This is a genomic window from Streptosporangium sp. NPDC004631 (assembly GCF_053601935.1).
Map to the genome: position 1 here is coordinate 1 of NZ_JBSGCR010000056.1, position 16,471 is coordinate 16,471.

The 16,471-nt window shown below is 69.8% G+C and carries 17 protein-coding genes and 2 pseudogenes; 9 read left to right on the forward strand and 10 right to left on the reverse strand.

All coding sequences use genetic code 11. The annotated features are described in order from the left end of the window. From ACWEF2_RS30855 to ACWEF2_RS30885, 7 genes and pseudogenes are all read right to left on the reverse strand, one after another. Positions 1-143 (reverse strand): annotated as a pseudogene (locus ACWEF2_RS30855) (inositol-3-phosphate synthase); the annotation flags it as partial. A gap of 54 nt (positions 144-197) precedes the next feature. Further along, positions 198-1,118, reverse strand: a complete 921-nt coding sequence (locus tag ACWEF2_RS30860) for a lysophospholipid acyltransferase family protein (RefSeq protein WP_453819798.1) — start codon at positions 1,116-1,118, stop codon at positions 198-200. A gap of 49 nt (positions 1,119-1,167) precedes the next feature. Continuing rightward, on the reverse strand, positions 1,168-1,908 hold the full coding sequence (locus ACWEF2_RS30865; protein ID WP_453819799.1) for a GNAT family N-acetyltransferase: 741 nt from the start codon (positions 1,906-1,908) through the stop codon (positions 1,168-1,170). Between the two features lie 22 nt (positions 1,909-1,930). After that, the gene (locus ACWEF2_RS30870; RefSeq protein WP_453819800.1) at positions 1,931-2,812 is read right to left on the reverse strand and encodes a DMT family transporter; all 882 of its coding nucleotides are present in this window, start codon (positions 2,810-2,812) and stop codon (positions 1,931-1,933) included. After that, positions 2,809-3,453, reverse strand: a complete 645-nt coding sequence (locus tag ACWEF2_RS30875; RefSeq protein WP_453819801.1) for a DedA family protein — start codon at positions 3,451-3,453, stop codon at positions 2,809-2,811. Before ACWEF2_RS30875 ends, ACWEF2_RS30870 begins: the two co-directional genes overlap by 4 nt. 182 nt (positions 3,454-3,635) lie before the next feature. Then, complete coding sequence (locus ACWEF2_RS30880) at positions 3,636-3,869, reverse strand: hypothetical protein (RefSeq protein WP_355600385.1); 234 nt, start codon at positions 3,867-3,869, stop codon at positions 3,636-3,638. Next, positions 3,862-4,194, reverse strand: coding sequence for an ArsR/SmtB family transcription factor (locus ACWEF2_RS30885; RefSeq protein WP_453819802.1), 333 nt, complete (start codon positions 4,192-4,194; stop codon positions 3,862-3,864). The genes ACWEF2_RS30880 and ACWEF2_RS30885 overlap by 8 nt, the downstream gene beginning before the upstream one ends. Before the next feature lie 172 nt (positions 4,195-4,366). On the opposite strand from ACWEF2_RS30885, the gene ACWEF2_RS30890 reads away from it, so the two are divergent. The 6 genes from ACWEF2_RS30890 (at position 4,367) to ACWEF2_RS30915 (ending at position 10,889) form a co-directional block, all read left to right on the forward strand. After that, complete coding sequence (locus ACWEF2_RS30890) at positions 4,367-6,880, forward strand: DNA translocase FtsK (protein WP_453819803.1); 2,514 nt, start codon at positions 4,367-4,369, stop codon at positions 6,878-6,880. Positions 6,881-6,962: 82 nt separating this feature from the next. After that, complete coding sequence (locus tag ACWEF2_RS30895; RefSeq protein ID WP_453819804.1) at positions 6,963-7,727, forward strand: helix-turn-helix domain-containing protein; 765 nt, start codon at positions 6,963-6,965, stop codon at positions 7,725-7,727. Positions 7,728-7,781: 54 nt separating this feature from the next. Beyond that, positions 7,782-9,191 (forward strand): 30S ribosomal protein S12 methylthiotransferase RimO, encoded by a 1,410-nt coding sequence (rimO, locus tag ACWEF2_RS30900; protein WP_355600290.1) that lies wholly within the window; start codon positions 7,782-7,784, stop codon positions 9,189-9,191. A 25-nt stretch (positions 9,192-9,216) separates the two neighbouring features. Beyond that, a complete protein-coding gene (gene pgsA, locus ACWEF2_RS30905) occupies positions 9,217-9,819 on the forward strand; it encodes a CDP-diacylglycerol--glycerol-3-phosphate 3-phosphatidyltransferase (protein WP_453819805.1) in 603 nt (200 codons plus the stop codon). After that, complete coding sequence (locus ACWEF2_RS30910) at positions 9,819-10,322, forward strand: CinA family protein (protein WP_453819806.1); 504 nt, start codon at positions 9,819-9,821, stop codon at positions 10,320-10,322. The genes pgsA and ACWEF2_RS30910 overlap by 1 nt, the downstream gene beginning before the upstream one ends. Before the next feature lie 207 nt (positions 10,323-10,529). Beyond that, positions 10,530-10,889, forward strand: a complete 360-nt coding sequence (locus ACWEF2_RS30915; protein ID WP_355600287.1) for a helix-turn-helix domain-containing protein — start codon at positions 10,530-10,532, stop codon at positions 10,887-10,889. A 489-nt stretch (positions 10,890-11,378) separates the two neighbouring features. On the opposite strand, the gene ACWEF2_RS30920 is transcribed toward ACWEF2_RS30915, so the two are convergent. Beyond that, on the reverse strand, positions 11,379-11,828 hold the full coding sequence (locus ACWEF2_RS30920; protein ID WP_355600285.1) for an RrF2 family transcriptional regulator: 450 nt from the start codon (positions 11,826-11,828) through the stop codon (positions 11,379-11,381). 312 nt (positions 11,829-12,140) lie between these two features. On the opposite strand from ACWEF2_RS30920, the gene ACWEF2_RS30925 reads away from it, so the two are divergent. Then, a complete protein-coding gene (locus ACWEF2_RS30925; RefSeq protein ID WP_453819807.1) occupies positions 12,141-13,325 on the forward strand; it encodes an ROK family transcriptional regulator in 1,185 nt (394 codons plus the stop codon). A gap of 11 nt (positions 13,326-13,336) precedes the next feature. Continuing rightward, complete coding sequence (locus tag ACWEF2_RS30930) at positions 13,337-13,981, forward strand: M15 family metallopeptidase (protein ID WP_453819808.1); 645 nt, start codon at positions 13,337-13,339, stop codon at positions 13,979-13,981. A 125-nt stretch (positions 13,982-14,106) separates the two neighbouring features. Here ACWEF2_RS30930 and ACWEF2_RS30935 read toward each other — a convergent pair whose 3' ends face one another. Together ACWEF2_RS30935 and ACWEF2_RS30940 are read right to left on the reverse strand one after the other, a co-directional pair. Further along, the gene (locus ACWEF2_RS30935; RefSeq protein ID WP_453819809.1) at positions 14,107-14,415 is read right to left on the reverse strand and encodes a 4a-hydroxytetrahydrobiopterin dehydratase; all 309 of its coding nucleotides are present in this window, start codon (positions 14,413-14,415) and stop codon (positions 14,107-14,109) included. Positions 14,416-14,445: 30 nt separating this feature from the next. Next, positions 14,446-15,648, reverse strand: a complete 1,203-nt coding sequence (locus ACWEF2_RS30940; protein ID WP_453819810.1) for a helix-turn-helix transcriptional regulator — start codon at positions 15,646-15,648, stop codon at positions 14,446-14,448. Positions 15,649-16,114: 466 nt separating this feature from the next. Here ACWEF2_RS30940 and ACWEF2_RS30945 point away from each other — a divergent pair. Further along, positions 16,115-16,357 (forward strand): annotated as a pseudogene (locus tag ACWEF2_RS30945) (helix-turn-helix domain-containing protein); the annotation flags it as partial. Between the last annotated feature and the right edge of the window lie 114 nt (positions 16,358-16,471).

Genomic DNA, 16,471 nt, shown 5'->3' on the forward strand with positions numbered 1-16,471 from the left:
CCGACGTGATACTCCCCGAACGTGACATGCATCAGGCCCGGCACCCGGCCACCCGGATCGGCGTCCCGATAGAAATGAACGCCCTGCACCAGCGATGCCGCACAGTTGCCAACGCCCACGATGGCTACGCGCACCGAACCCATTCGGTTCTCCTGTCGCTCTAGGTAGGGTGATTTGCGTTGCCATCAAAGACCAGATCAGGACATGGTCACCAGGGCACTGTCGGATACCGGACACCGCTCTTTCGGGTACTGGACAACGGGCGCGGTCGTGTCCTCGCCCAGCGCGCCGGCCACCGCGGCCTGGGCCAGCCCGGCCAGGACCCGCCGGTCGTAACGGGATCCGGGCAGGTCACCGGTGGCGATCTCGGGTAGTTCGATCACCTCGGCGATCATCCCGCTGGAGCGGACGATCCTGCGCATGGAGATCGCCATGGTGTCCTCGCCGATGTAGGCGGGATCGGTGGCCATCCGCCCGGCCGCCCGGTACCGCAGGGCCAGCGGACGTACCGGCACCCCCGCGTCGATGGCGGCCTGGAAGAAAGCGGGGTGGAACCGGCCCATCTCGCCTCCGCACAGGGTGGTGGCCTCGGGGAAGACCACCACGGTGTCACCCTGGCGGAGCGCCCGGGTCACCTTCTCGATCGTCACCGGCAGCAGGCGCAGGTTGTCCCGGTCGTGGAAGATGGTCCCCGAGCTCGCCACCACGTTGCCGATCACGGGCCAGGTGCTCACCTCGATCTCCGACACCATCCGGCAGGGCCGCCAGGCGGCCAGCACCAGGGGGTCCAGCCAGGAGATGTGGTTGGCCACCACCAGGGCGCCGCGCGGTGCCGTACCGGACGCCCTGATCGTCCGGCGGATGCCGAGCGCCCCGACCGCCACCGTGGTCCACGCCCGGGCCAGGCGGGCACGGAGCGGGGAGCGCAGCAGCCGGGCCACCACCGAGAGCACCACGGCCACCGTCACCAGGCCCAGGGCTGCGAGATACCGGTACAGGCGTAGCCAGCCCCCGGCCGGGGCCGCGGGCGGGGTGATGCAGGAACGCGGGGTGCACGGCGAGACGGGTAACCAGGGGCCCAGGTCACGGCTGGTCCGGTTGCTCGGGTGGTGGCTCATCGAATCTCCTGGAGTGGGGGGCGCCCGGGCTTCAGCCGTGGGAGGGAGGTCAAGCGGTGGCTACGAGCAGGGGGTGGCGGTGGCGGGAGTCGATCTCGTCCACGGAGAGCAACATGAAGAAGTCGGCGCTGTGGAGGGCCGCGTCGTAGGCGGGCGGCCCGCAGACCCGCGCGCCCAGCCGCAGATAGCCGCGGAGCAGTGACGGCAGCGGGGCCGGCCCGGAGGGGGGAACCGGGCAGGCGTCCCAGGCGGTGATCGGGACGACCCGGTGCTCGGCCGGGGCCAGGTGGTCCCGGCGGACCCGGTTCCAGGCGACGGCGGCCCTGCGGCCTCCGTCGTCCACCGGCACCGAGCAGCCGCCCGCGAGCCAGCCGTGGCCGCTGTCGCGCATGTAGCGGGTGACGCCGGACCACAGCAGCTTCACCACGGTGCCGTTGCGATGGTCCGGGTGCACGCAGAGCCGGCCGATCTCGACCATCGAGCCGCGCAGGTCCGCCAGCCGGGAGAGGTCGAACAGGGCGTCGGAGTGGAGCCGCTCGCCGCCGTCCGGCGGCAGCAGCCGGTAGGTGCCGACCGCCAGGCCGGTGGCGTTCTCGCGGACGATCAGGTGCTCGCACCGGGGGTCGAGCTCGTCGATGTCGATGCCGGGGATGGGCGAGTCGAGCCGGGCGCCGAGTTCGCCGGTGAAGACCAGGTACCGCAGGCGCAGGGCGTCCCACACGTCGGCGCCGTCCTGGGCGAGGGAGACCGAGTAGCCCGGGGTGTTCGCGGGCACGGTGAAGACGGACATTGGCGGGTTCCTTCCTACTTGCCTACTTGGGGCAGGGGACGGGGACCGGTCGCTCCGCGACCTCGGGCGCCGGGCTGATCCTGGCCAGCGCGACGGTTCCGGCGAGGACCAGCGCTCCCGCGCCGAGGGCGCCCAGCAGGCTGGCGGGGTCGGACGGGAGCCGCTCGTGCAGGATCAGCGCGCCGATCGTCACGGCGGTGAGCGGGTCGGCGATCTGCACGGTGGCGTACGCGACCCCGAAGTGTCCGGTCGCGTACGCGCTCTGCAGCAGGGCCAGCGCGGCGGCGGCCACCACCGGCATAAGGAGGGTGAGCCAGTTGAACAGCCGGGACAGGTCGTGCATCGCGCCGTTGGAGAGCACCCGGTTGAGGGTGGCCGCCGAGGCGTACATCACGCCCGAGGCGACGGCCAGCAGCATGGCGCGCCCGTGTGGCGTCGACCGCTGCCCGAGGCGGTGGCAGATCAGCGCGATCAGCACGGCGCACGGCAGGAAGCGCAGAATGTCGAAGGTGGTCAGGGTCGGTGGGGTCGTGGTGGGCGGGATGACCAGGACGAAGGCGACCAGTCCCGCGGTGACCGCGCCCGCGGCGGCCAGTTCGGCCCGGCTGGGGCGGCGCCGGTGCAGCGCGGCGGCGATCGGCACCGCGAACATCAGGCTGGCCACGGTCACCGGCTGCACGATCGTCAGCGGGCCCAGGCCGAGCGCCATGAAGTGGCCCACCCCGCCGATCAGGATGGCCAGGCCGCCCAGTAGCCAGAGCGGGCGGCGCACCAGCAGTCTCAGCCGTCCGAGAAGGGTGGAGCCGGTGGTTCCCGCGGCCTCGTGCTGCTGCAGGGCCGCGCCGAGCGCGAAGGAGAGCGAGCCGGCGAGCGCGACCTCGGCGGCGAGCAGGGTGGAGCTCATCGGGATCCGGCCTTCCTGCTCACGGTGGCCATGGTCAGGATGACGAGCACCAGCAGGGCCGAGGCCGCGTAGCCGATCCGGCTGCCGTGGTCGCGGAACGCGCTGCCGGCCAGCGCGCCGATTCCGACGTAGGTCGCGGCCCACACCGCGCAGGCGGCGGCCTCCCAGGTGATGAACCGGCGGTACGGCATGCTCAGGGTTCCGGCGACGACAGGCACGATGGAGTGCAGCAGCGGGATGAACCGGCTGGTGACCAGCGCCCATCCGGTGTCCTGGCCGCCCGCGAGCCGTTCGGCGTGGGTCCAGCGGTCCTCGCCGAACCTCACGCCGAGCCTGGAGGTCCTGATCCGCGGGCCGAACCGGCGGCCCAGGAAGTACCCCGCGGTCTCGCCCAGCATCGCCCCTCCGGTCGCCGCTCCGACCAGCGCCAGATACTCGGCGGGGGAGTCGACGGTGACGCCCGAGACCAGTACGGCGGCGTCGCCGGGCACGACGAGGCCGACGAAGAGCGAGGTCTCGGTCACCATGAACAGGAACGTGCTGAGCGCGACGACCGTGAGCGGCTGAGCGGCGAGGGTGTCGGCGAGGCTCAGCGGGGAGATCATCGCGCACCGCCGGGACGCGGGCGGCACGACTTGCATGACGAGTGCACGGTGTGCTGTCCTTCCATGGGACGTAAGTACTGGTCAGCACGGGTCCCGCGGTGACGTGAGTTGGTGCTCGGCCGCGAGTCGTGCCTTGGTACGTGAGCCCGGCTTGCCGGCCGGGTGAAAAGTGATCCCGACGTGGGTCGTCGAGTTGCCGCTCGGCGACCCACGTTTGTTCAGTCGATCTCTTTCAGTAATCGCTCCACCTCGCCGAGGCGGACCCTGAGCTCGGCGATCTCCCTGGCCACGCGGGTCTGGGCCACGACGGCCTCCTCGACCAGCAGCCGGTAGCTCCGGTCCTTGGAGGCCTCGATCTTGGTGCGGTAGGTCGCCAGGCCCTGCCAGGTCGCCACTCCGATGAGGAGGGCGGCGACGATGATGATCCCGAGGACGAAGACGCTCTCAGTCATCGTGGCCGCCGCTCGACAGGGTCTTCGCGGCCTCTGCCACGGTCTGTGGCGTCAGCACGAACTCGAACTCCGCCAGTTCGTAGAACTTCATCGCCTTTCCGTCCTCCGACAACTCAAGTGATCCGTTCACCAGTCCCGCCGCCTCCAGCTTGCGCAGATGCACGGTGAGGAGTGGTCTGCTCATACTCATCTCCCTTGCCAATTGGCTGACATATTGTCTGCCGTCGGCCAGGACCGCGATCACACGCAGCCGATGTGGGTTCGACAGGGCGGAGAGCGCGGCTAGGAGTGCGTCGCCGCTGACGTCATTCGGCTTGCTCACCACCTCGACCTTTCATGTGTAAACAAAAGCTTTCATGGGCTGTAGATAGTTGTCAACGGAAAACACGAGCGGTCACATGGCGATGATCGATTTGCTATGCCCGTTCGGGCACGCTTCGCACCGTCCCCGGCGTGCCTCCACGCCATCGGCCGCCCATCTCGTTAGCCTCGCTAGCATGGCCACCGGTACGTCTAAAGGCGCCTCAGGCAAGACCCCCGCCAAGGGGGCCTCCGGCCGGTCCAGGTCTCCCGCGCCCCGTACGGCCCCCGCCCGACGGGTGGTCACCACCCGGGCCAGGACCGCACCGCGGGCACGCAGGCAGGCTCCTCCGCACCAGGACCCGATCGGCTGGGTCTTCACCATGATCGGCAAGCTGTTCATGGGGCTCTGGATGCTGCTGGCGGGCGGCGTCGGCAGCGCCGCGCGGGCCCTGGGGCAGAACGCCCGCGAGCTGGATCCGGTGCACCGTCGCGACGGGCTCGGCCTGGCCGTCTTCTCCGGGGCGATCGCGCTGGCCGCCATCCTCTGGCGGGAGACCACGGGGACGGTCTCCGAGGTGGTCAACGGGGTGATGCGCGGGGTGTTCGGGTCGCTGGCCTGGGTCTTCCCCGTCCTGCTGGCGCTGCTCGCCTGGCGGCTGCTCCGTCATCCCGACCAGAACGCCGACACCGGCCGGATGAGCATCGGATGGTCCGCGCTCATGGTCGGCGTGCTCGGCGTCGTGCACGTCGTGCACGACACGCCGTACCCGTCGGGAGGCCCCTCCGACGGCATGGACAAGGTGGCCGCCTCCGGCGGCATGGTCGGCTTCATCGTCTCGGCGCCCCCGGCGAGCATCCTGCCCGCTTTCATCACCATCCCGCTGCTGCTGATCCTGTCCGGCTTCGGCGTCCTGGTGATCACCGCCACCCCTGTCCACCGGATCCCGGAGCGGCTGGCCGAGATCAGGCACATGCTCTTCGACCGGGACGCCCCGGCCAGGTCCCGGCAGCCGGGCAGGCGGCCCGCGCGCAAGAAGCCGGACGAGACGCCGGACGTGGACGGCGTCAAGCCGTACGACACGCCCGTCGTCACCGAACCGCCGGGCAAGCTCGCCGAGCACTCACCGGAGATCGTGCCCGGGCTGGTGGAGGGGGAGGGGGCGGCCCCGGCCGTCAAGGCCGAGCCGCCCGCGCCCACGCCGGCGCCGCGGACGGTGGAACAGCTCGTGCTCTCCCCGCAGGCCGGGCCCTACACCCTGCCCGACAGCCAGCTGCTCCGCCCGGGCAGCGCGCCCAAGCCGCAGACCAAGGCCAACACCGTCGTGGTCAACGCGCTGACCAGCGTGATGGAGCAGTTCGCGATCGACGCCCAGGTGATCGGGTTCACCCGGGGGCCGACGGTGACGCGCTACGAGATCGAGCTCGGCCCGGCCGTCAAGGTCGAGAAGGTCACCGCGCTCACCAGGAACATCGCCTATGCGGTCAAGTCCGCCGACGTCCGGATCCTGAGCCCGATCCCCGGCAAGTCGGCGATCGGCGTCGAGATCCCGAACACCGACAAGGATCTGGTCTCCCTCGGCGACATCCTGCGCTCGCAGGTGGCCCAGGCCGACCACCACCCGATGATCGTCGGTCTCGGCAAGGACGTCGAGGGCCGCACGATAGTGGCCAACCTCGCCAAGATGCCGCACCTGCTCATCGCGGGCGCCACCGGAGCCGGAAAGTCGGTCTGCGTCAACGGCCTGATCTCCTCGATCCTGATGCGCGCCACGCCCGACGAGGTGCGGATGGTGCTGGTCGACCCCAAGCGGGTCGAGCTCAGCGTCTACGAGGGCATCCCGCACCTGATCACGCCGATCATCACCAACCCGAAGAAGGCCGCAGAGGCCCTGGAGTGGGTGGTGGGCGAGATGGACCGCCGCTACGACGACCTGGCCGCCAGCGGGTTCCGGCACGTCGACGACTTCAACAAGGCGGTGCGCACGGGCAAGCTGGTGCCGCCGCCCGGCAGCGAGCGCGTCTACCAGCCCTACCCCTACCTGCTGGTGATCGTCGACGAGCTCGCCGACCTGATGATGGTCGCCCCGCGCGACGTCGAGGACTCCATCGTCCGTATCACCCAGCTGGCCCGCGCCGCCGGCATCCACCTGGTCATCGCCACCCAGCGCCCCTCGGTGGACGTGGTCACCGGCCTGATCAAGGCCAACGTCCCCTCCCGCCTCGCCTTCGCCACCTCCAGCCTCGCCGACAGCCGGGTCATCCTCGACCAGCCGGGCGCCGAGAAGCTGGTCGGCCAGGGCGACGCGCTCTTCCTGCCGATGGGCGCGAGCAAGCCCATGCGGCTGCAGAACGCCTTCGTCTCCGAGAAGGAGATCGCCGAGGTCGTCGGGCACTGCAAGGCCCAGATGCAGGTGGAGTACCGTCACGACGTCACCGCCGCGGCCTCCGCCAAGAAGGAGATCGACGAGGACATCGGCGACGACCTCGACCTGCTGGTCCAGGCCGCAGAGCTGATCGTGACCACCCAGTTCGGCTCGACCTCGATGCTCCAGCGCAAGCTGAGGGTGGGTTTCGCCAAGGCGGGCCGCCTGATGGACCTGCTGGAGAGCCGGAGCGTGGTCGGCCCCAGCGAGGGGTCCAAGGCGCGCGAGGTAATGGTCAAACCCGACGAACTGCCCGGCCTTCTCGCCGACCTGCGAGGCCAATGACGCCCCCGCCGTACGACGGCCATCCGATTACTGGTTGAATAGTACTCACTACGCAGCGTCGGGGGCTTTGGGGGCGTGCGGCATGAGTATTGGCAGCAGTCTGGCGGAGGCACGCCGGTCGGCGGGTCTGACCGTGGGTGAGTTGAGCGCGCGCACGCGCGTTCGCGAGGCGATGATCCACGCGATCGAGCGGGACGACTTCTCCCAGTGCGGAGGGGATTTCTACGCGCGCGGGCACGTCCGCAACATCGCCAAGGTCGTCGGGCTGGATCCCGAGGCCATGGTGCACGAGTACGACGAGTTGCACGGGGGCGTGCCGCTGCCGGTCCGGGCGGCCAGCGTGTTCCAGGCCGACACGCCCATCAAGATCCGCGAAAGCCGTTCGCCCAACTGGACGACCGCCATGGGGGTCGCCCTGGCCATCGTCGTGGTGTTCGGCGTGGTGAAGACGATGGGCGGCGGGGAGGAGACCCCCACGGCGGAGGTCCGCCCGGCCGTGCCGTCGCCGTCGATGCCCGCCGCCGCGCCCGAGGCGCCGCGCAAACCGGCGGCGCTGACCGGCGGCAGGCGGGGCGGTCTGGTCGTCCTCCAGGTCAAGGCCAGGCGTTCGTCCTGGCTCGACATCAAGGACATGACCGGCCGCAAGGTCTTCTCCGGCGTCCTGGAGGCGGGTAAAACCTCCGTGTGGCGGGCCGACAAGGGGATGCAGGTCACCTTCAGCGACGGGGGAGCGGTCTCCCTGCAGGTGAACGGGAAGAACCTCGGTGCCCCCGGCCGCCGGGGGCAGGTCGTCAACCGCGCCTACGAGGCTCCGACACCCCAGCCGAGGCAGTCGCCGGAGGGCTAGGAATGGGGGAGGTGCATCGGGTGGTGGCCAACTCCCGATACCGTAGTGTTCACCATGTCATCCCGCCGAACCGCATCGCTGATCACGCTGGGCTGCGCGCGCAACGAGGTCGACTCCGAGGAGCTCGCCGCGCGTCTTGAGGCTGCCGGTTGGCAGGTGGCCGACGAGGACCCCGATGTCATCGTCGTCAACACCTGCGGCTTCATCGACTCAGCGAAAAAGGACTCCATCGACACGCTGCTCGCCGCGGCCGACTCCGGGGCCAAGGTGGTCGCCGCGGGCTGTATGGCCGAGAGGTACGGTGACCAGCTCGCCGACGCGCTGCCGGAGGCGGCGGCCGTCATCTCCTTCGACGACTACACCCAGATAGGCACGCGGCTGGACGACGTGCTGGCGGGCAGGCCGCTTCTCCCGCACAGTCCCCGTGACCGCAGGACCCTGCTGCCGATCTCGCCGGTCGAGCGGGCCGCCGCCCCCAAGACCAACATCCCCGGCCACGGTGAGCTGCCCGAGGGCATGGCCCCCGCCAGCGGCCCCAGGCCGCTGCGCAAGCGCCTGGGCGACGGCCCGGTGGCCTCGCTGAAGCTGGCCTCCGGCTGTGACCGGCGCTGCACGTTCTGCGCCATCCCGGCGTTCCGCGGCGCCTACGTCTCGCGCGACCCCGCCGAGCTGGTCGCCGAGGCCACCTGGCTGGCCGGGCAGGGGGTCAGGGAGCTCGTGCTGGTCAGCGAGAACTCCACCTCCTACGGCAAGGACCTGGGCGACCTGCGGGCGCTGGAGAAGCTGCTCCCCTCCCTCGTCGCGGTCGAGGGCATCGAGCGGGTGCGGATCAGCTACCTGCAGCCCGCCGAGCTCCGCCCGGGTCTGCTGGAGATGATCTCCTCGACCCCCGGGGTGGCCCCCTACTTCGATCTGTCCTTCCAGCACGCCAGCGGCTCGGTGCTGCGCCGGATGCGCCGCTTCGGCGACCCCAGGCGGTTTCTCGACCTGCTGGGCACGGTCCGGGCGACCGCCCCCGGGGCGGGCGTGCGCTCCAACTTCATCGTGGGCTTCCCCGGCGAGACCGAGGAGGAGTTCGGAGAGCTGGTGGCCTTCCTTGAGGAGGCCAGGCTCGACGTGATCGGCGTGTTCGGCTACTCCGACGAGGACGGCACCGAGGCGGCCTCGCTCCCCGGAAAGCTGGACCAGGAGGTCGTCGACGCCCGGCTGGCCGCGCTCACCGAGCTGGCGGAGGAGCTCATGGCCCAGCGGGCCGAGGAGCGGATCGGCAGCGAGGTGGACGTCCTCATCGAGGAGGACCTCGGCGACGGCGGCTACGAGGGCAGGGCGGCCCACCAGGGGCCGGAGGTGGACGGCTCCGTCACTGTGCAGGGCATCGGCCTGGTGCCGGGGCAGATCGTCCGGGCCGTCGTGGTCGACTCCGAAGGGGTCGACCTGATAGCCCGTATCAAGGCCGCCCCGTGAGTGCGCCGCCGGGTCGGGAGAGGGTATGACCAACACGCCAGAGACCGGCACCGAGCCGATGGCGGTGACCACGGGCCCCAAGGTGAGCGCGTGGAACATCGCCAACGTCGTCACGGTGATACGGCTGGCGATGGTCCCGTTCTTCGTGGTCTGCCTGTTCCTGCCGGGCACCGGCTGGCGGGTCACCGCGCTGGTGGTCTTCCTGGTGGCCTCGCTCACCGACCTGCTCGACGGCGAGCTGGCCCGCCGCTACGGCCTGGTCACCGACTTCGGGAAGATCGCCGACCCGATCGCGGACAAGGCGCTGATCGGCGCCGCGCTGATCAGCCTCTCCATCCTGAACGAGCTGCCCTGGTGGATCACCGTCGTGATCCTCGGCAGGGAGATGGGCGTCACCCTGCTGCGGTTCGCGGTCATCAGGCACGGCGTCATCCCCGCCAGCTACGGCGGCAAGGTCAAGACCGTCCTGCAGATCGCCGCCATCGTCTCCTACATGTGGCCCGGGGTGCCGGAGCCGATCCGCTGGGCCGCCATGGGCGCGGCGGTCGCGGTGACCGTGGGCACCGGGGTCGACTACGTGATCCGCGCGGTCAAGCTGCGGCAGGTGGCCAAGAGGGCGCGGGCCTGATGAGTCACCGGCTGCTCGCCGCCACCAGTGTGCTCTCGCTGCTCGTCCGCCGGGGTGAGACGGTGGCGGTGGCCGAGTCGCTGACGGCGGGGCTGATCGGCGCGGCGCTCACCGCTCCCTCCGGGGCGTCGGAGGCCTTCGTGGGCGGGGTGCTCTCCTACGCCACCGAACTCAAGCAGCGCCTGCTGGGCGTCCCCGCCGACCTGCTGGAGCGTGAGGGGGCGGTGCATCCCCAGGTCGCCTCGGCGATGGCCGACGGGGTCCGCAGGCTCACCGGCGCCACGTACGGCCTGGCAGCCACCGGTGTGGCCGGTCCCGACCCGCAGGACGGTAAACCTGTCGGCACCGTGCACCTGGCCGTTAGTGGTCCGAATGGGCGGGTATGGCAGCGGGATCTCCACCTCGCGGGTACTCGTGAGGAAATTCGTCAATCCACAGTCAATGAGGCCGTGGACCTGCTTCTAGGTGTGCTGGAGCCGAACTTGGGGGAACAATCCGGGTGATTACCGCGTTACGTCCCCAGCGAACATGCTCTCCACGGTCTGCCGCACTGTTGGTGGATGCGGGTACGGTGGAACTGTGAGTGAGGTAAAGGTCAAGCGATGATGACGGCGAGGAGTATGTACGAAGGGTCGCGTTCGAAGAACGGGCGGCACGAACCGATCGCGCGAGGTGTCGTGAAGACGCCCGCGCCGGGGAGGGAGCGACAGATGGTCCTGCTGCGTCAGCTGCTCGGTGACGTGCTGCGGCGGCTGCGGGTGCGGCAGAGTCGCACCTTGCGTGAGGTGTCCACGCTGGCTCGTGTTTCTCTCGGATATCTGTCCGAGGTGGAGCGCGGTCAGAAGGAGGCGTCCTCTGAACTGCTCGCGTCGATATGCGGTGCCCTGGGCGTGCCGCTGTCACAGGTGCTTCGCGAGGTCTCCGACCAGTTCGCGCTGGCCGAGCTTCAGCATGCCCCGGTGCTCGCCGGCGACGTCCCCGAGCGGGAGCGTCTGCCGATCGCGGAAACCGTGCCCGCCGCCATTACGGATTCGGTGTTTCCCGAGGTCAACGACATGGTCGCCGCCTAGGCCGCCGCTTTCCCCGGCTGGCGTCGACAGCGTCGGACGATAAGCCGTTCCTGTGACTGAGCTCTCGTCTCCCTGCGGCTGATCCGGCTCCCGCAGCGCGGGCGAGGCCGTCCCGCCCCGCCGTGCACTCACGTGCCCCGTCCCGGGCACGGATCCCGGGCCGTCATTCCGCTTGGCCGTTCCCTGTCGGCCTGCGTAGCCGCCGAGCCTGCCTGCCCCCTCCGGCCTCTTGAGCGCCGCCACGGCCGCCACGGCCGGATCCCGGCGAGAAACAAGCCTCCCGGCCCGGTGACGCATCCCGGTCCCCGCCAGGCCGCGCCGGCCCGGTGACGCCTCCCGCCGCCCGGCGTTGGCCGGCAGCGGGCGGATCACCTCGTCTCACCTCGTCAGAAGGCGACCCGGTGGGGCGGATCCGCCGGACGCCGAGCGCCCGGCGGAGCCGTCCCGCAGGTGCGCGAGGCGACGTCACCCTCGGGCCCGGAACACGCCTCAGTCCCAGGCCGCGGGGTCGGCGGCGAGCTGGCGGACCCGCTCGGGGAGAGAGCCGGTGGCCACGCAGTCGAGCGTGACCTCCTCCAGGATCGCCCGTTCGCTGGCCCGCAGCGCGATCCAGACCTGCTGCAACGCCTCGGCGGGCCCCCGGTAGCCGACGTGCTCTGGACGCTCGCCCCGCACGTTGGCCAGCGGGCCGTCCACGGCGCGGATCACGTCGGCCAGGGTGATCTCGGTGGCGGCCCTGGCCAGCACGTAGCCGCCCTCGGGGCCGCGCTGGCCCCGGACCAGACCTGCCCGGCGCATCTGCAGGAGGATGTTCTCAAGATACTTGGGCGGCATGTCCTGCTCCTTGGCCAGCTCACCCACGGTGGTAGGTCCGTCACCTGCGGCGGCGAGTTCGGCGGCGGCACGTAGGGCATAGTCGACACGAGCGGATAGACGCATGTAATCGATTATCCCGCCTGCTATTGACTGCTTACACGCCAGGTCCCCCGGAGAGCCGAACTTCGAGGCCGTGACCGCCGGCGAGGCAGGGGGCGGGCCGGACGCCCCAGGTCTTGACGCCGCGGCGATCATGCGCCCGTGGGCGGGGCCGCGCGTGATCGGCGGGCGGAGAGAGGGGACGGGGCACCTCGCGACCTTCCGCGGCCTCCCCCGCGCGGCCAAGCCGCAGGGAAGCTTTATTAATGAATAAGACCGCTATTCTTGTCTGAAATGTAAATGCGACCGGGAAACGGCGAACAAGAGACCATGTGTATGGAGCGACGTCCTGGCGTGCCCAGGCTGCTGAGGGAGATCAACGATCGGGCCGCCCTGGAGTTGCTGCTTGATTCCGGGCCGTTGACGCGGGGTCAGATCGGGGAGCTCACCGGTCTTTCCAAGGTGACGGCGTCGCAGACGCTCGCCCGGCTGGAGGAGCGCGGCCTGGTCGAGGTGGCTGGAGAACAGGCCGGAGGGCGAGGTCCTAATGCAGCGCTTTATGGGGTCATTTCCTCCTCTGCCTATGTGGCGGGCCTGGACGTGGGTCCGGAATTCGTCACCACCGCCATCGCGAATATCCACGGGGAGACCATCGCGGAGGTGGCGGTCGCGCCGAACGGCCACGACGATCCGGTCGCCCTCGTGCACAGCGCGGTCGTCAAGGCCTGCAGGTCGGCCAAGGTCGGGCTCTCCAGGCTCCGGTCGGTCGTGATCGGCACCCCGGGTGTGGTCGATCCCCGCACCGGGGACGTGCGCTTCTCCTTCGACCTGCCCGGCTGGCACGAGGGGATCCACCAGGCTCTCGCCTGTGACCTGCGCCGTGATGTCAAGATCGAGAACGATGTGAACCTGATCGCCCTCGCCGAGCGCGCCCAGGGTGCGGCACGCGACGCCGACGACTTCGTGCTGCTCTGGGTGGGCCGGGGCATCGGCCTCGGCGTCGTGCTCGGCGGCCGGCTCCACCGAGGCCTGTCCGGCAGTGCGGGCGAGATCGGCTACCTGCCGGTCCCCGGCGTGCCGCTGGCCGGTGACGTGCGGGCGGTGCCCGGGAGGCTGCCGTCGCTCGCGGGCGGGCTGCAGTCGCTGGTCAGCGCCGAAGCGGTGACCGAACTGGCCGGGACGTACGGTTTCACCGGTGAGAACGCCGCCGAGTGCGTGGCGGCCGCGGTCGGGGCGGGGGAGCGGGGCGAGCCCCTGCTGGACGAGATCGCCCGGCGGCTGGCGCTGGGGGTGGCGTCGGTGTGCGTCGTGCTCGACCCCGGGCTCGTGGTGCTCGCCGGAGAGGTCAGCCGGGCGGGTGGCAGCCTGCTCACCTCCAGGGTCGAGGAGGCGGTGGCCCGGATCTGCCCGGTCCGCCCGCGGGTGGTGCCCAGCGAGGTGACCGGTAACCCGGTGCTGCACGGAGCCCTGGTCTCGGCCCTGAGCCAGGCCCGGGAGCAGGTGTTCTCCGAGGCGGTGTGAGAATTGCCGCTATGCGTAACATCGTGTTGATCTCCGATCCCCGGGTCGCCTCGATCCCCGTTGAGGAGTCGGGGGAGCGGTTGATCGACGTCCGGGGGCGGCTGCGGGTGGACGTACGGCTGGCCGACTCCGAGGGGGCGTTCGCCCACCTCCGGCAGGGGCTGGTCGACAGGCTGGAGGAGGCTCAGGCGGGGCTGCCGCCGGGCTACCGGCTGCTGATCGTGGAGGGATACCGGCCGCTGGCGCTGCAACAGCGGATCTTCGAGGAGTACTCGGCGGAACTTCAGGCGGCATTTCCCGAAATGTCGCCCGAAGAGATCTGTGTGGCGGCGAGCCGTTACGTCTCGCCGGTCGAGGTCGCCCCGCACACCGCGGGCGCGGCGGTCGACCTGACCCTGTGCACCGAGGACGGCGAGGAGCTCGACATGGGCACCCCGCTCAACGCCACCCCCGAGCAGAGCGACGGCGCCTGCTACACCGCGGCCCCCGGCCTCTCCGCCGAGGCCCGCCACCACCGTGAGCTGCTGGGCACCGCCCTCGGCTCGGCGGGCCTGGTCAACTACCCCACCGAGTGGTGGCACTGGTCCTACGGCGACCGCTACTGGGCCATGACCACCGGCGCCCCCGCCGCCCACTACGGCCCCCGCTCCCTCTGACCGCCCTCGTACGGCGTGCGCCTCCTTGACCGGCGCACCTCCTGGCAAGGCATCCATCGCGCCCACCGCCCATAGGTCGGCGAGGCGCCGCGGCGCGCGACTCCTCCTGATTTCTCGACGGCCCGTCAAACCGTGACGGCTCCGTGCCTCTCAGCGATCTCGTCGATTCGAGCGGCGAGAAGAAAATCCAGGTCCGTCACGACATCACCGGCCGTATGCGTGGTCATGGTGATCCGCAGCCGATCCCACCGGATGTCGATATCGGGCCGGTGTTCCAACTCGACGGCGACCTGTGCGATTTCCGCGACGATGCGCATAGCCGTGTCGTAGTCAATCGAGTAGATCTTGCTGATCTGCCCGGTACCGCCAGACCAGCTGCCCAACGTCAATCGCCGTACGATCTCCTCGGCGGCCAAGGGGTCACGGAGTCCCAAACCCACCACCTCCCATCTCCAGAGTGCCCGTCAGGTGACGCCGGCCAGCATCTCCGTCACCTCGCGACCCACGGCGGTGTCCGCCCAAGCACCCATGCGGGTCGGCATGATCGCCAGTTCGGCTTGCTGACGGACCGAGCCGGTCTTGTGCAGGAATTCAATGGCCTTCCTGGCCGCCTCCGCCGCCCGCTCAGGCTCCGGGAGCGCCGCGAGGGCTGTGGCCTGTCGAGCCAGGAAGACCCCGATGTCCCGCCGTGACGCAGTCGGTACGGACAGGATGACCTCATCCCAGAGGGTGGCGGCTTCGGAGGTAAGCCCAAGTCTGCCGTAGCAGGTGGCCCGTTGGATCTCCACATAGTGGGGTGTCCGGCAGGCGTTCCCCCACAGGTGGTCATCGTCGATGTCGTCGATGAGCGCTGCGGCCTCATCCAGCAGGGCGTCGCAGCGGCCGCGATCCGATGCCAGCGCGTACCCGTGAGCGCCCTGCTGGAGGGCGAGCACCCTTGCCTTCGGCATGAGCCTGTCACTGTTCGACAGGGCGGCGGCGGTGAGGTCGATCACTACCGAGGCATCGCCGAGGTCGGCGGCCAGCATCGCCTTGTTGGTGAGGGCATGGCTGGTGAGCTGGATGTCCTGGGCACGATGCGCCATCTCAAGGTTCATGTCGAGCCACAACGCAGCCTGGTCGATCACACCGGCATCCTGGTACAGCCATCCTGCGAACGCGGCAAAGCCGGCACCGAGCCGGAGCAGCTCACGGTGTAGCTCACCCTTGGCCTGGTCTGCCAGCTTGGTGATGGAGCGGTACTGAGCCGTGACGACACCCAGCAGGTGGTGGGGCCCAAGGAACGCGTCGGCGGTGTAGTGGCTCAGCAACTGGAGACGGAAGTAGTCCACCAACTCCGGCGCCACATGGTGACTCGGTGAGATCGGGAAGGCGGGAACAACCGTGGGCGGTCTGCCCACGCCTCTTCGATCTTCCACCCTGAACAGGGCGGCCTCTGGCATGCCGAACACGCGGCAGTACAGCACGCGGTACGGATCCTTCGGCTGATGTCTGCCCGACTCCCAGGCCTTGATATTCCTGACAATGCTCTCCCGTGAGGGAAGACGGCTGCGCGTCTCCTCACCGGCGGCCTGGAAAAGCCGCCTGGCCATATCCCGCTGGGACCACTCGCGGTTACGCCGCTCAACCCGTAGCCGTGTGGCCCAGGGGGGAACCCTGTCGGTCATCGGCACACCTCTTCGCAGGTCAGGGGAGAACCACAGCTTTCCCAGTCTTCCTCACCAGGCCTGGCCGCACCCGCTTTTTCACCGAAGCGCGCGCTCATCGTCACCACCGCCGGAAGAACTCTGTCCTCTCCCGATAACCACCTTTCCCCCGATGCCCGTCTCCTCGTTCGGCGTTGTGGTGATCGGCTCTGCGAGCCCGGGGGGCGCCGTGCGCCGGGGAGGGCCGGAGTCGGTGGTCGGGAGTCAGGAGGCTGGCCGTAAAGGCTGTGGGGAGTACGCATAGGGGCTGTCGGGAATCAGGGCGAACCGGTCGATGAGCTTCAGTCGGGCAGAAGAATCAGCGGGCCTTTTTCAACCTGAAGTCGCAGGTCATGGCCTGTTACGGGTGCGATGTCTGATCGACAAGTAGAGAAGCCCCTGGTAGAAGGGTTGTCGACCAAGATCAACCATCACACCAGAGGCTCGTGTGCTTTTCTATCGTGCTGCGCTGCCGTTGTCACGCCGGACCTTGACCTATCCGGCAGGCGTGATCCGCCGTCACCGCAAGGCGATCGGTTCGCCGTGGCGGCGGCTCAGTCCCGGCCGGCAGGCCCTGCTCGTCCTGGTCCACCTGCGTAAAGGGGAGACGTTCGCCGAACTCGCCGCTGGATTCGGCGTCGGTACGGCCACCGCCCGGCGCTACGTCGGTGAGACCGTCGCCCTGCTCGCCCGGCGTTCTCGGGGGTTTGCCCAAGGCCGGGTAGTTAAGGGGATTTGGTTCTTGTCAATCGGCTGAGACGGGCAACGGGACTCGTGTAGATCAGATGTCGGCGAAGATCATCTG